Genomic DNA, 13,635 nt, shown 5'->3' with positions numbered 1-13,635 from the left:
AACTAGACCGCAAGGTCCAGACGGTATCGAGCGGGCTGGCTTGGTTCGGTGGTTTCGCGCACGGCGGCAATACGCTGCACAAACCGTGCGGGCGAGTCCAGAAACCCGTCTTCATAGGCAACAGTGCGCAATGCAGCGCAGGCGGTGAGCAGTTCACCCGGTTCAAGCAGAAAGTCGGCTCGCGCGGGGCGTCCGACGGTTTCGTTGCCACGGGCGAAGGTTTCGTAGATCAGCACGCCGCCGGGTGCCACACTGTTGACCAAGGTGGGAAGCAGCGGGCGCCAGAGGTAGTTGGTGACGATCACTGCGCCAAACTGGCGGCCGGCAAAGGGCCAGGAACCCTCTTCGATGTCGGCGCAGTGGATGTCGCCCCAGGCGGCGCAGGCCGCCACGGCGTCGGCGGAGCGGTCCACGCCCACGGTGGGGTGGCCGTGCGCGTGCATCCAGCGCAGGTGGCGGCCCGCGCCACAGGCCACATCCAGCACCGTGCTGCCCGGAGGTGCCAGGACAGACCAGCGGCGAACCCAGTCTGAAGGTGCTTCAGTGCCGTGCATGGAGTTTTCTGCTATTTAATTAAGAGCTGCTTGCGCTTTATGTATAAGGGCGGATTCAAGTCCAAGTGCAACAAATATTCATTAATGCACTGAATCAGGCTGTTGTGTCAGCCGGGCCAAATGTTCGGCATAAACCTCAATGGGCTTGCTCCACCCCAGAGTCATCCTGGGGCGCCCATTGAGCTCATCGGCTACGGCATCCAGATACTCCTGGCTATAGCCGCTCAGATCAGTCCCCTTGGGGAAGTACTGCCGCAGCAATCCATTGGTGTTTTCGTTGGAGCCCCGCTGCCAGGGGCTGTAGGGGTCACAGAAGTACACCTTCATGCCCGTGTTCTCGGTGAGCTTGGCATGCTCTGCCATCTCACTGCCACGGTCATAGGTCAGGCTCTGGCGCATCGGGCTGGCAATGCCATTGAGCTTGTCGCTGAAGGCCTGCAGTACATGTGCCGCTGTCGCCGGGTTGGGGTGCGGCAGCTTGACCAGCACCACCAGGCGGGTCGTGCGCTCGAGCAGCGTGCCAATGGCACTGGCATTGCCTTTGCCTTTGATGAGGTCGCCCTCCCAGTGCCCGGGCAACTGACGATCCTCAATCTCGGGTGGGCGCACATGGATGCTCAGCAGGTCGGTGATTTGCCCACGCCGATCCTCGCCTTTGGAGCGCGGCCAGCGCTTGGCGCGGGCCATGCGCAAGCAGGCCACCAGCTCCTTCTTGAGCTCTCCGCGGGGCTGGGCGTAGATGCAGGTGTAGATGCTCTCGTGGGACACTTGTTTGCGCTTGTTGTCAGGGTGCAGTTTCTTCAACTGCCCAGCGATTTGCTGGGGAGACCAGTGCCGGAGCAGATAGTCGCGAACGATCTTGAACAAAGGTCCATCGCGGTGCAGTTTGGGCTGGGGACGGGCAAAGCATCTGCGCCTGTCGCTGCGTTGCTGGGCGAACTTGGAGGTGTAGGCCTTGGCGCCCGCATTGCGTTGGCATTCCCGGCTGATGGTGCTCTTGCAGCGCCCCAAGGCCCGCGCTATGGCGCTGAGGCTTTGCTTTTGCTGAAGCCCCAAGGCGATCGCATGGCGTTCGCTCTCGCTCAACTGCTGGTAATTCTTCTTTGTCATCTTGACCTCAATTCTCGGTGTTGCACTTCGGAATTGAGGCCGCCAAGCGCTAGCGGCCAAAAAGGCTTGAAACTCTCAGAAACATGCCCACAGCTGGTCCGCCAGCATGACCATGAAGCCTGGCGCGGTGTACATCGCAAACACCGCCAGCAAGATCAGCACGGCGGCCACCCAGCCCAGCAGCCGGGCAGGGCGGGATGTGAAACGCGCAGTGGGGTTGTGCATGGTCGTTGCGGAAAGGGTGGTGATGGCTGTCAGGCGGGCTGCGGCGCGGCGCGCTGGATAGGCGCTTCCTTGATGGGCAGATTCACCAGCCCGGCGAAAATTCCCAGCCCGATCGCGATGTACCACACCACATCGTAGCTGCCTGTGCGGTCATACAGATAGCCACCCAGCCACACCCCCATGAAGCTGCCAACCTGGTGGCTGAAGAAGACAAAGCCGCCCAGCATCGACAGATGCTGCACGCCAAAGATCTGCGCAATCGTGGCATTGGTGGGCGGCACCGTGGACAGCCACAGCGCGCCCATCACGGCGGAAAACACATACACCGACAGCGGCGACAGCGGCACCAGCAGAAAAACGGCAATGACAACGGCCCGTGCAAAGTAGATAAAAGCCAATATGTTGCGCTTGGGGATACGCTGGCCCAGCGTGCCCGCAATGTAGGTGCCAAACACGTTGAACAGCCCGATCAGCGCCAGCGCATAACTGGCCACCTGGGGCGAGAGCCCATGGTCGCGCAGGTAGCTGGGCAAGTGCACGCCAATGAACACCACCTGAAAGCCGCAGACAAAATACCCCGCCGTCAGCAGCAGGAAACTGGGGTAGCGAAACGCTTCACCCAGCGCCTGCGCAATCGACTGGTCGCGTTTCATGGGAGCCGATCCGTGAAAACCGGGCTCGCGCAGGCCAAAAGCCAGGGGAATGATGAGCAGCACCATCAGCGCCAGCGCCAGCAGCGCCTGCTGCCAGCCCAGCCCGGCAATCAGCCAGCCCTCCACCGGCACCATCAGAAACTGGCCAAACGAGCCGGCCGCCGCTGCCACGCCCATGGCCCACGAGCGCCTTTCGGGTGCAATCTGGCGGCCCAGCACCCCGTAAATCACGGCATAGGTGGTGCCGGCCTGGGCCGCGCCAATCAGCACGCCTGCGGTGAGGGCAAATACGGTGGGCGTCGGCGACAGTGCCATGCCGGCCAGGCCCAGTCCATACAGCACCGCACCGCCCATCAGCACGCGAAAGGCGCCAAACCGGTCTGCGGCCATGCCCGCAAAGATGCCGATGATTCCCCACGAGAGGTTCTGGATCGCAATCGCCAGCGCAAACGACTGCCGCGTCCAGCCCATTTCCTGGGTGATGGGTTGCAGCCACAGGCCGAAGCCATGGCGAATGCCCATGGACAGCGTGACGATGGCGGCACCGCACGCCAGCACCTGGAACATCGACAGTTTGGGAGGATTCGTAGGCATGCGGGAAATGTAGCCAATCCCGCACCCCGTTGCCTGACGCCTGCATGACCCGGGGTGGCGCAAGGGAAGATGGCTGGGTATTTATCCAGTTCATGTCGCGCTGCGGCACTACAATCCGCCCCATGTCTGCCAAACCGTCTTCTGTGTCCGCCAGCGATTATTCCGAGGGTTCGATCCGTGTGCTCAAGGGGCTGGAGCCCGTCAAGCAACGCCCGGGCATGTACACCCGCACCGACAACCCGCTGCACATCATCCAGGAAGTGCTCGACAACGCCGCCGACGAGGCGCTGGCCGGCTACGGCAAAAAGATCAAGGTCACGCTGCACGCCGACGGCTCGGTGGGTATCGAAGACGACGGACGCGGCATTCCGTTCGGCATGCACCCCGAAGAACAGGCCCCGGTGATCGAGCTGGTCTTCACCCGCCTGCACGCGGGCGGCAAGTTTGACAAGGGCAAAGGTGGCGCCTACAGCTTCTCGGGCGGCCTGCACGGCGTGGGCGTGAGCGTGACCAATGCCCTGGCCACGCGGCTGGAGGCCAGCAGCCACCGCGAAGGCCAGGTGGCGCGCCTGGTGTTCTCTGGCGGCGACGTGGTCGAGCCCCTGGTGACCCGCGCCCTGGAGGCTGGCGAGCGCAAGCAGGGCACCACGGTGCGCGTGTGGCCCGACGCCAAATACTTTGAATCGAGCACCTTGCCGCTGGGCGAGCTCACCCACCTGCTGCGCAGCAAGGCGGTGCTGATGCCCGGTGTGCAGGTCTCGCTGGTCAACGAAAAGACGCGCGACACGCAAACCTGGCAATACAAGGGCGGCCTGCGCGACTACCTGCAGCAGACTCTCAATGGCGACCCGGTGATTCCGCTGTTCGAGGGCGAGGGCTTTGCCGACAGTGGCAACGACAACTTTGCCGAGGGCGAGGGCGCCTCGTGGTGTGTGGCCTTCACCGAAGACGGCCAGCCCGTGCGCGAAAGCTATGTCAACCTGATTCCCACCAGCGCCGGGGGCACGCACGAGAGCGGCCTGCGCGATGGATTGTTCAACGCCGTCAAGAGCTTCATCGAGCTGCACAGCCTGTTGCCCAAGGGCGTGAAGCTGATGCCCGAAGACGTCTTTGCGCGCGCCAGCTATGTGCTCAGTGCCAAGGTGCTCGACCCGCAATTCCAGGGCCAGATCAAGGAGCGTCTGAACTCGCGCGACGCGGTGCGGCTGGTAAGCGGCTTTGTGCGCCCGGCGCTCGAGCTCTGGCTCAACCAGCATGTGGACTACGGCAAGAAGCTGGCCGAACTGGCCATCAAGGCCGCCCAGACGCGCCAGAAGGCCGGGCAGAAGGTGGAAAAGCGCAAGGGCTCGGGCGTGGCCGTGTTGCCTGGCAAGCTCACCGATTGCGAAAGCCGCGACATCGCCTACAACGAAGTGTTCCTCGTCGAGGGCGATTCGGCCGGCGGCAGCGCCAAGATGGGCCGCGACAAGGAAAACCAGGCCGTGCTGCCGCTGCGCGGCAAGGTGCTCAACACCTGGGAGGTGGACCGCGACCGGCTGTTTGCCAACAACGAAATCCACGACATCTCGGTGGCCATGGGGGTGGACCCGCACGGCCCCAACGACTCGCCCGACCTGTCGGGCCTGCGCTACGGCAAGGTTTGCATCTTGAGTGATGCGGACGTGGACGGCTCCCACATCCAGGTGCTGCTGCTCACGCTGTTCTTCCGGCATTTCCCCAAGCTCATCGAGACGGGGCACATCTATGTGGCGCGCCCGCCGTTGTTCCGGGTGGACGTGCCCGCGCGCGGCAAGAAGCCCGCGGCCAAAATGTATGCGCTGGACGAAGGCGAGCTCACCGCCATCCTCGACAAATGCGCCAAAGACGGCGTGGCCCGCGAGAAGTGCCAGATCAGCCGCTTCAAGGGCCTGGGCGAAATGAACGCCGAGCAGCTGTGGGAGACCACGCTCAACCCCGACACGCGCCGCCTGCTGCCCGTGCAACTGGGTGACACCGACTTTGCCGCCACCGAGGGTCTCATCACCAAGCTCATGGGCAAGGGCGAGGCCGCTTCGCGGCGCGAGCTGATGGAGCTGCATGGTGACGCGGTGGAAGTGGACATCTGACCGCCTGTATCTGACCGCCCATTGCTGGTGCTTGCCATGCCCTCCATTTATCGCTTTTTAGGCCGTTTGCGCTTACTGGCTATGCCTCTGCTGCTATTGATAGCGCAGCAGTCAGCGCATGCCGACCTGTGGGCCTTTGTGGACGAGCGCGGCGTGACCCACTTCGCTGCAGAGCAGACGGATGCGCGCTACCAGCTGTTCTTTCGCGGCACGCAGTTTGATTCGTCGCGCGATGGGTCGCAGGGCGTATCGCGCTCGCCGGGGGCGCTGCCGGCGGCCGGCCCGCGCTTGCTGGCTTTTTTCGACATTTCGCCCGACTACAAGCGCGTCAAGCACCACCTGCGCGCATCGGCCAGTCACCAGGGCGTGGACTATGAATTGCTGCAGGCCCTGATTGCGACCGAGTCAGGGTTTGATGCCGGTGCCGTGTCACCCAAAGGGGCCATCGGGCTGATGCAGGTGATGCCGGCCACGGCGGGACGCTTTGGCGTGGCGGCAGATGCCCGCCGCACGGTGGCGCAGAAGCTGGTGGACCCGGCCGTGAATGTGTCTGCCGGCACCCGTTACCTGCGCTATCTGCTGGATTTGTTTCCGGGCCGCCTGGACCTGGCCCTGGCTGCCTACAACGCGGGCGAGGGCGCAGTGCAACGGGCGGGCAACCGGATTCCGGCCTACAAGGAAACCCAGAACTACGTGCGAACCGTGCTCGGCCTGTACGCCCAGCTCAAGCCGCCAGCGCCTGCGTTGGCCCAGCGTGCCGCCCCCGGCCGCGTGCGCATGGAGCTCTCGGGCAGCGCCCTGAACAGGGGCAATCTGCCCGCAGCGCGCGTCGCACCGCCCCAGAACGTGACTGAACCGAACCCCAACGAATGAGCGATCAACCCACTCTCGATTTCACCACTGCTGGCGACGGGGGCGACTCCCTGGATCTGGCCGGTTATGCCCAACGCGCCTACCTCGAATACGCGCTGTCGGTCGTCAAGGGCCGTGCGCTGCCCGATGTGTGCGATGGCCTCAAGCCCGTGCAGCGGCGCATTTTGTATTCGATGGACCGCATGGGCCTGGGTTACAGCGGCCCCACGCGCAGCACGGCGGCCAAGCCCGTCAAGAGCGCCCGCGTGGTGGGCGATGTGCTGGGCCGGTTTCACCCGCACGGCGACCAGTCGGCCTACGACGCGCTGGTGCGCATGGCGCAGGATTTTGCCCAGCGCTACCCGCTGATTGACGGCCAGGGCAACTTCGGCAGCCGCGACGGTGACGGTGCCGCCGCCATGCGCTACACCGAGGCGCGCCTGTCGCGCATCACCAGCCTGCTGCTCGACGAAATTGACGAAGGCACGGTCGATTTCATGCCCAACTACGACGGCAGCACGGAGGAGCCGCGCCAGCTGCCCGCGCGCCTGCCGTTTGCACTGCTCAACGGCGCCAGTGGCATTGCAGTGGGCCTGGCCACTGAAATCCCCAGCCACAACCTGCGCGAGATTGCCGATGCCTGCATCGCGCTGATCAAAACGCCTTCGCTGAGCCAGGAGGAGTTGCTCGCGCTGGTGCCAGGGCCTGACTACCCCGGTGGCGGCCAGATCATCAGCGGCGCGGGCGACATTGCCGATGCCTACCGCACGGGCCGGGGCAGCCTCAAGGTGCGCGCGCGCTGGAAGATCGAGGAACTGGCGCGTGGCCAGTGGCAACTGGTGGTCAACGAGCTGCCGCCCGGCGTGAGCACGCAGCGCGTGCTTGAAGAAATCGAGGAAATCACCAACCCCAAGGTCAAGGCCGGCAAGAAGGCGCTGAGCCAGGACCAGACCCAACTGAAGGCCAGCGTGCTGGCCGTGCTCGATGTGGTGCGCGACGAGTCGAGCAAGGATGCCCCCGTGCGCCTGGTGTTCGAGCCCAAGACGGGCAAGACGCCTCAGCAGGAGCTGATCACCGCGCTGCTGGCGCATACCAGCCTCGAAACCTCGGCGCCGATCAACCTCACCATGGTGGGGCTCGATGGCAAGCCGGTGCAGAAATCCATGCGGCTGATGCTGGAAGAGTGGATCGCCTTCCGCCAGGGCACCATCACCCGCCGCACGCAGCACCGGCTGGCCAAGGTGCTCGATCGCGTGCACATCCTCGAAGGGCGGCAGATCGTGCTGCTCAACATCGACGAGGTGATCGCCATCATCCGCCAGGCCGACGAGCCCAAGGCCGCGCTGATCGCCCGCTTTGCCTTGAGTGACCGCCAGGCCGAAGACATCCTGGAAATCCGCCTGCGTCAATTGGCGCGGCTTGAAGCCATCAAGATCGAGCAGGAGCTGAAAGAGCTGCGCGAAAGCCAGGGTAAGCTCGAAGACATCCTGAACAACCCCGGTTCGCTGCGCCGCACCATGGTCAAGGAGATCGAGGCAGATGCCAAGACCTTTGCCGACGCACGCCGCACGCTCATCCAGGCCGAGAAAAAAGCCGTGGCCGAGGTCAAGGTGGTGGACGAGCCCGTCACGGTGGTGGTCTCGCAAAAAGGCTGGGTGCGTGCCCGCAATGGCCATGGCCACGAGGCGGCCAGCTTTGCCTTCAAGGCCGGCGACGGGCTGTATGCCACGTTTGAATGCCGCACCGTGGACCAGCTCATCGCCTTTGGCAGCAACGGGCGTGTCTATTCGGTGCCGGTCGCGCTGCTACCCGGCGGGCGCGGTGACGGCCAGCCGGTGACCACGTTGATCGAGCTGGAATCGGGCACGCAGCTGCTGCACTACTTCGCCGGCCCGGCCAGCGCCACCTTGCTGCTGTCGAATTCGGGGGGCTATGGCTTTTTGGCCAGCGTGGACAACCTGGTGTCGCGCCAGAAGGGCGGCAAGTCCTTCCTGTCCCTGGGCGATGGCGAGACGGTGTGCCCGCCCTCCCATGCGGCGGGCAGTACCGGCGGGCAGCCACTGCCTGCCGCCACGCATGTGGCCTGTGCCTCCACGGGCGGTCGCATCCTGACGTTCGAGATCAGTGAACTCAAGACCATGGCCAACGGTGGCCGCGGCCTCGTGCTGATCGACCTGGAGCCCAAGGACCAGCTCGCTGGTGCCGCCGCTTACACGCGCAGCATCCGCATCGAGGGCGTGGGTCGGGGCGGCAAGCTGCGCGAAGAGACGCTGGAAATCCGCTCGCTCAACAATGCCCGCGCAGCCCGAGGCCGCAAGGGCAAGCTTGCAGACCTGGGGTTTAAACCGGCATCCGTGACGCGCGTTGAATAGTCGCGGTGCCGGCATCCGCGCTGGGGTTTGCCGGCATTTTCGGCGCAGCCAGGACGTCCCAGGGTAATCCTCGGGGTTTGTAGAAAAATGAAATATCACGCACCATCGGTTACTAACAATCAGAGTGCAGGAGACAAATAATGCTGAACCAACTTCGCATTGCCCACAAGCTGTGGCTAGCGGTCGTCCTTATCGTGGTCATGCTGATCGCGGTGGTGGGTTTTTCGGGGTATCGGTCCGCCAAGGTGCAGGCGCAGGCCGACGCGGTGGCGAAGGAGATGGAAGCCAGGGTTTCTTCGGCGATACGCTGGGCGGGCCTCACCGAGACCAATGCCGCACGCACGCAGGCGCTGATCGTCAGCAGCGATCCGGCCGTGGAATTGGAGTTCAAGGACGTCATCTCTGCCACGTCGGCGCAGATCAGCGAAGTGCAGAAATCTTTGGAAGCCATGTCCTTGGCCGAGCAGGACAGGGCGCAAATGGCCAAGATTGCGGCGGCGCGAAAAACCATGATCGACCTGCGGGTGCAGGCCCGGCAACTCAAGGCCGACGGGCAGGCTGAGCAGGCGGTGGCGTTGGTCAAGCAAACCTACAACCCTGCTGTCACCGCCTATCTGCAGACCTTGCGCGACTTTGTGCAGATGCAGCAGCAGACAGCGCAGACGAACCTGGCTGATATGGCGGCCTCTCGCATGTTGACCGTGCAGATCGTCGCCGTGGCGGTGGCCGCCTTGTTGCTGGCCATCATCGGCGGGGCCCATTTTCTGATCCGCAGCATTCAGCAGCCCCTGGCCCAGGCCAACGACCTGGCCTCGCGCATTGCCGCGGGCGACCTGAGCATGCAGGCCACCATCACGCGCGGCGATGAATTCGGCGACCTGCTGCGGTCGCAATACGCCATGAGCGACGCCCTGGGCCGTGTAGTGCACCAAGTGCGCCAGAGCACCGACAGCATTGCCACGGCCAGCGCCGAAATCGCCACCGGCAACCACGACCTTTCTGCCCGGACCGAACAGACGTCGAGCAACCTGCAGGAAACCGCAGCCGCCATGGAGCAGTTCACCAGCACCATCCAGCAAAGTGCCAGCAGCGCCCAGCAGGCCAGCAGTCTGGCAGTGGGCGCCACCGGCGTGGCGCGCCGAGGCGGTGAGGTGGTGACGCAAGTAGTTGCCACCATGGACGAGATCAACCACAGCAGCAAGAAAATTGCCGACATCATCGGTGTGATCGATGGCATTGCCTTTCAGACCAACATCCTTGCACTCAATGCTGCCGTCGAAGCGGCGCGGGCCGGTGAGCAGGGGCGCGGCTTTGCCGTGGTGGCCAGCGAAGTGCGCAGCCTGGCGCAGCGCAGCGCCGAGGCCGCCAAGGAGATCAAGCAACTGATCAACGCGTCGGTGGAAAAGGTCGACACCGGCTCCCGGCTCGTGGCCGATGCCGGCGGCACCATGGCCGACATCGTGCAATCGGTGCAGCGCGTGACCGACATGATTGGTGAGATCACGGCCGCATCCACCGAGCAAAGTGTGGGCGTGGCCCAGGTCAACCAGGCGGTGGGCAACCTGGATCAGATGACGCAGCAAAACGCCGCGCTGGTCGAAGAAAGCGCCGCTGCCGCGCAAAGCCTGCGCGAGCAGGCCGAGCAGCTGGCGCAGATGGTGTCGGTGTTCACGGTCAACGCGGCCGCTTATGGCGCACAGGCGCCCGTGGCGCGCGCGGTGGCGGCTCCGGTTGCCAGCGTTGCGGCAACCACAGCCCGGGTGCAGCGCCCTGTGGCGGTCAGCCCACCTGCGGCCCAGCGGCTGGCGGGGGCGGGAACCAAGCCCGGTTCCGCAGCGCCGTCTGCCCCACAGCAGCCGCCGCGCAAGTCATCCGCACCTGCGCCAGCGCCAGCGCCGGCGAGCCGTGCGGCGGCCGTGGCGCAGGGCGGGGATGACGACTGGGAAACTTTTTAAGAAGCTGTTTCTGGTCGGCCTTCAGGCCAGTTCTGCGATCAATTCGATTTCCACGCACGCGCCCATGGGAATCTGCGCCACGCCGAAGGCGCTGCGTGCGTGCACGCCTTTTTCACCGAATACCTGACCCAGCAGCTCGCTGGCGCCATTGGTCACCAGGTGTTGCTCGGTGAAGTCGCCGGTGGAATTGACGAGACTCATCACCTTGACGATGCGCTTGACGCGGTTCAGGTCGCCACCGCTGGCTGCGTGCAGCGTGCCCATCAGGTCGATGGCCACGGCGCGGGCGGCGGCCTTTCCTTCTTCGGTGGTGATGTCGCGGCCAAACTGGGCGGCCCAGGGCTTGCCGTCCTTGCGTGCGATGTGACCGCTCAGGAACACCAGGTTGCCAGTCTGCACATACGGCACATAGGCGGCGGCCGGCACGGACACGGGGGGCAGGGTGATGTTCAGTTCTTTCAGCTTGTCGTAAACGCTCATGGTTTCCTCGAATGGGGAGAGGGGATTTCCGGTCAGCTGCAGATGCATGCGCAGCGCGCAGGTGCCGGTGCAAAGGGCGCCAGTGTTACACATGAAGGCGCGCGAGCTGCCCATTTCGGCATCGTAAGGTGGGTTTAGCATGTGCCCATGCCGCCCATAGCCTCCAGCGCATTCCACTCTGTCGCGTCTTACCCGCAGGAGGAGCGGGCCGTGCGGGGCGCATGGCGCATGCCGGCGTGGTTGTCGGGAACCCTGGTGGGTGCGGCGCTGCAGTTGCAGCAGCCCGTGCTGTGGTCTTGGCCCGTTTATGGAGTGCTGCTGGCCTTGGGGGGCGTGGCCTGGCTGGCCAGCGGCTGGTGCCGGGCCTGGGCGGGACATCGCTCCCTGGCCGCCGGGCCACGCTGGCGCCATGTGGCGGCACTGGGCCTTGCCGTCTGCGCCGGGGCATTGGCCTTGTTTGCCTTGTGCGGGCTGCGTGCCGGTGCCTATGCGTCCCATGCGCTGGCGCCGGGGCTGGAGGGGCGCGACCTGCGCGTGACCGGCGTGGTCGCCTCCATGCCGCAGGTGAACGAAGCGGGCGTGCGCCTGCGAATGGAGATCGAGTCTGCGTTGTGGCAAGGCACTGCGGTGACGTTGCCCCCCTTGGTGGATGTGTCGTGGTACGGCGATGCGGCGCTCGACCTGGCCCAGCCGGCCGACGCATCGCGGCAACCACCCACGCTGCGGGCCGGCGAGCGCTGGGAAATGACGGTGCGCCTCAAGGCCCCCCATGGTGCGCGCAACCCCCATGGCTTCGATTTCGAACTCTGGATGTGGGAGCAGGGCGTGCAGGCCACGGGCTATGTGCGCACCGGCGCCAACGACGCACCCCCGCTGCGGCTTGGCAGCACCTGGCGCCACCCTGTCGAGCGTGCGCGCCAGGCGGTGCGGGACGCCATCGTGGCCCGCCTCGCCGGCAATACCGCGGCCGGGGATGCGGGCCCGGCGCGTGTTGCCGGCGTGGTGGCAGCCCTGGTCACAGGCGACCAACGTGCGATTGACCGTGCCGACTGGGACGTGTTCCGCGCCACCGGCGTGGCACACCTCATGAGCATCTCGGGCCTGCACATCACCCTGTTTGCCTGGCTGGCCGCGCTGGTGGTTCGGCGGCTGTGGTGCCGTTCGCCGCGGTTGTGCCTTGTGATTCCGGCGCCCAATGCGGCGCTGGTGGCAGGCGTCTTGCTGGCGGGCGTGTATGCGCTTTTCAGTGGCTGGGGCGTGCCCGCGCAGCGCACCGTGCTGATGCTGGCAACCATCGCCGCACTGCAGCTCAGCGGGCGCCGCTGGCCCTGGCCGCAAGTGTGGCTGCTGGCCTGCGCGGTGGTGGTTGCGGTGGACCCGTGGGCGCTGTGGCAGGCGGGGTTCTGGTTGAGTTTTGTGGCTGTGGCGGTGTTGTTTGCTACTAATAACATAGCTAATAGCGCTTATGGAATAAGCGCTAGAGCCCGTTTTTATGCGCTTTTGAGAGAGCAGTGGGTGGTCACCCTGGCGCTGACGCCGCTCACCTTGCTGCTGTTTGGGCAGGTTTCGCTGGTGGGTTTTGCGGCCAATCTGTTGGCGATTCCGTGGGTCACGCTGGTGGTGACTCCGCTGGCGCTGGCGGGTGTTCTGTGGGCGCCGCTGTGGAGCCTGGCCGCATGGGCCGTGCAGCCCCTGGCCGTTTTTCTGCAATGGCTTGCGGCCTGGCCCCTGGCGGTGGCGTTTGTTCCGATAGCGCCGCTGTGGGCCGGTGTGGCGGCGGTGGCAGGGGGCTCCCTGCTGGCCATGCGCGTGCCCTGGGCGGTGCGTGCGCTGGCGTTGCCCTTGCTGCTGCCCGCGCTGTGGTGGCAACCGGCGCGGCCTGCGGCGGGCCAGTTCGAGTTGCTGGCGGCCGACATCGGCCAGGGCAATGCCGTGCTGGTGCGCACGGCCACGCATGCACTGCTGTACGACGCCGGCCCACGGTTCAGCCGCGAAAGCGATGCGGGCCACCGGGTGCTGGTGCCCCTGTTGCGCGCATTGGGCGAGCGGGTGGACCTGCTCATGCTGAGCCACCGGGATTCCGACCACACGGGCGGCGCGGCTGCCGTGCTGGCACAGCAACCCCTGGCGGCCTTGACGGGATCGATCGAAGCCGAGCACGGATTGCAGGCGCTGCGTCCGGCAACGCCCTGTGTGGCGGGGCAGCGCTGGGATTGGGATGGCGTCACCTTCGAGGTGCTGCACCCGGCGGCGAGCGAGGGCGCACGGGCCGGAGACACCAATGCCTCCAGCTGCGTCTTGCGCATCGCAACGCAGGGGCCCGAGCCCGCGGTGGCCTTGCTGGTGGGGGATATCGAGCAGGCTCAGGAGCAGGCCCTGGTGGCGGGCGCCGCGCGGCTTGCGGCCGATCTGCTGCTGGTGCCGCACCATGGTAGCAAGACCTCATCGAGCGCGCCGTTTCTGGATGCCGTCCAGCCGCGCACTGCATTGGTGCAGGCCGGGTACCGCAACCGTTTTGGTCATCCTGCGCCCGAGGTGCTGGGGCGTTACCAGCAGCGGCAGATCCGGGTGGTGGAGTCCGCGCGCTGCGGCGCGGCCACCTGGCGCTCGGTGCAGCCCCTGCAGGTGCGTTGCGAGCGGGACGCCGGGCAGCGTTACTGGCAGCACCACATGGCGCCATAGCAGTTGCTGGCGTGGGTGGCCGGATGCCATGCCTGTCATGGAACACCGGCGGT

General features: G+C 65.4%; 10 protein-coding genes. 5 read left to right on the top strand and 5 right to left on the bottom strand.

Annotation, left to right across the window (positions count from 1 at the left end; translation table 11 throughout):
• Positions 1–2: 2 nt before the first annotated feature.
• From CBP34_RS13630 to CBP34_RS13620, 4 genes are all read right to left on the bottom strand, one after another.
• Entirely contained in the window at positions 3–554 is a 552-nt protein-coding gene (locus CBP34_RS13630; RefSeq protein WP_094098346.1) for a class I SAM-dependent methyltransferase, read from the bottom strand.
• 81 nt (positions 555–635) lie between these two features.
• Positions 636–1,664, bottom strand: coding sequence for an IS30 family transposase (locus CBP34_RS13625; RefSeq protein ID WP_094098345.1), 1,029 nt, complete (start codon positions 1,662–1,664; stop codon positions 636–638).
• Between the two features lie 75 nt (positions 1,665–1,739).
• Positions 1,740–1,889, bottom strand: coding sequence for a hypothetical protein (locus CBP34_RS19680; RefSeq protein ID WP_167372734.1), 150 nt, complete (start codon positions 1,887–1,889; stop codon positions 1,740–1,742).
• 29 nt (positions 1,890–1,918) lie between these two features.
• Positions 1,919–3,136, bottom strand: a complete 1,218-nt coding sequence (locus tag CBP34_RS13620) for an MFS transporter (RefSeq protein WP_086927786.1) — start codon at positions 3,134–3,136, stop codon at positions 1,919–1,921.
• A gap of 122 nt (positions 3,137–3,258) precedes the next feature.
• On the opposite strand from CBP34_RS13620, the gene CBP34_RS13615 reads away from it, so the two are divergent.
• From CBP34_RS13615 to CBP34_RS13600, 4 genes are all read left to right on the top strand, one after another.
• On the top strand, positions 3,259–5,241 hold the full coding sequence (locus tag CBP34_RS13615) for a DNA topoisomerase IV subunit B (protein ID WP_094098344.1): 1,983 nt from the start codon (positions 3,259–3,261) through the stop codon (positions 5,239–5,241).
• A gap of 36 nt (positions 5,242–5,277) precedes the next feature.
• Complete coding sequence (locus tag CBP34_RS13610; RefSeq protein WP_094099182.1) at positions 5,278–6,114, top strand: lytic transglycosylase domain-containing protein; 837 nt, start codon at positions 5,278–5,280, stop codon at positions 6,112–6,114.
• A complete protein-coding gene (gene parC / locus CBP34_RS13605; protein ID WP_094098343.1) occupies positions 6,111–8,465 on the top strand; it encodes a DNA topoisomerase IV subunit A in 2,355 nt (784 codons plus the stop codon). Before CBP34_RS13610 ends, parC begins: the two co-directional genes overlap by 4 nt.
• Before the next feature lie 140 nt (positions 8,466–8,605).
• Complete coding sequence (locus CBP34_RS13600; protein WP_269466775.1) at positions 8,606–10,420, top strand: methyl-accepting chemotaxis protein; 1,815 nt, start codon at positions 8,606–8,608, stop codon at positions 10,418–10,420.
• Positions 10,421–10,441: 21 nt separating this feature from the next.
• On the opposite strand, the gene CBP34_RS13595 is transcribed toward CBP34_RS13600, so the two are convergent.
• A complete protein-coding gene (locus CBP34_RS13595) occupies positions 10,442–10,900 on the bottom strand; it encodes a RidA family protein (protein ID WP_086912917.1) in 459 nt (152 codons plus the stop codon).
• A gap of 228 nt (positions 10,901–11,128) precedes the next feature.
• On the opposite strand from CBP34_RS13595, the gene CBP34_RS13590 reads away from it, so the two are divergent.
• Positions 11,129–13,582, top strand: coding sequence for a DNA internalization-related competence protein ComEC/Rec2 (locus tag CBP34_RS13590; RefSeq protein ID WP_236748585.1), 2,454 nt, complete (start codon positions 11,129–11,131; stop codon positions 13,580–13,582).
• Positions 13,583–13,635 lie beyond the last annotated feature (53 nt).

Origin of the sequence: Acidovorax carolinensis, from assembly GCF_002157145.1 — a bacterium.
GTDB classification, from domain to species: domain Bacteria; phylum Pseudomonadota; class Gammaproteobacteria; order Burkholderiales; family Burkholderiaceae_C; genus Acidovorax; species Acidovorax carolinensis.
This window is presented reverse-complemented; position numbering and strand designations above follow the sequence as displayed.

Excerpts from the sequence above, each read along its gene's own strand:
- CBP34_RS13630 (WP_094098346.1), bottom strand. The coding sequence starts at position 554 with ATGCACGGCACTGAAGCACCTTCAGACTGGGTTCGCCGCTGGTCTGTC.
- CBP34_RS13625 (WP_094098345.1), bottom strand. The coding sequence starts at position 1,664 with ATGACAAAGAAGAATTACCAGCAGTTGAGCGAGAGCGAACGCCATGCG.
- CBP34_RS19680 (WP_167372734.1), bottom strand. The coding sequence starts at position 1,889 with ATGCACAACCCCACTGCGCGTTTCACATCCCGCCCTGCCCGGCTGCTG.
- CBP34_RS13620 (WP_086927786.1), bottom strand. The coding sequence starts at position 3,136 with ATGCCTACGAATCCTCCCAAACTGTCGATGTTCCAGGTGCTGGCGTGC.
- CBP34_RS13615 (WP_094098344.1), top strand. The coding sequence starts at position 3,259 with ATGTCTGCCAAACCGTCTTCTGTGTCCGCCAGCGATTATTCCGAGGGT.
- CBP34_RS13610 (WP_094099182.1), top strand. The coding sequence starts at position 5,278 with ATGCCCTCCATTTATCGCTTTTTAGGCCGTTTGCGCTTACTGGCTATG.
- parC (WP_094098343.1), top strand. The coding sequence starts at position 6,111 with ATGAGCGATCAACCCACTCTCGATTTCACCACTGCTGGCGACGGGGGC.
- CBP34_RS13600 (WP_269466775.1), top strand. The coding sequence starts at position 8,606 with ATGCTGAACCAACTTCGCATTGCCCACAAGCTGTGGCTAGCGGTCGTC.
- CBP34_RS13595 (WP_086912917.1), bottom strand. The coding sequence starts at position 10,900 with ATGAGCGTTTACGACAAGCTGAAAGAACTGAACATCACCCTGCCCCCC.
- CBP34_RS13590 (WP_236748585.1), top strand. The coding sequence starts at position 11,129 with ATGCCGGCGTGGTTGTCGGGAACCCTGGTGGGTGCGGCGCTGCAGTTG.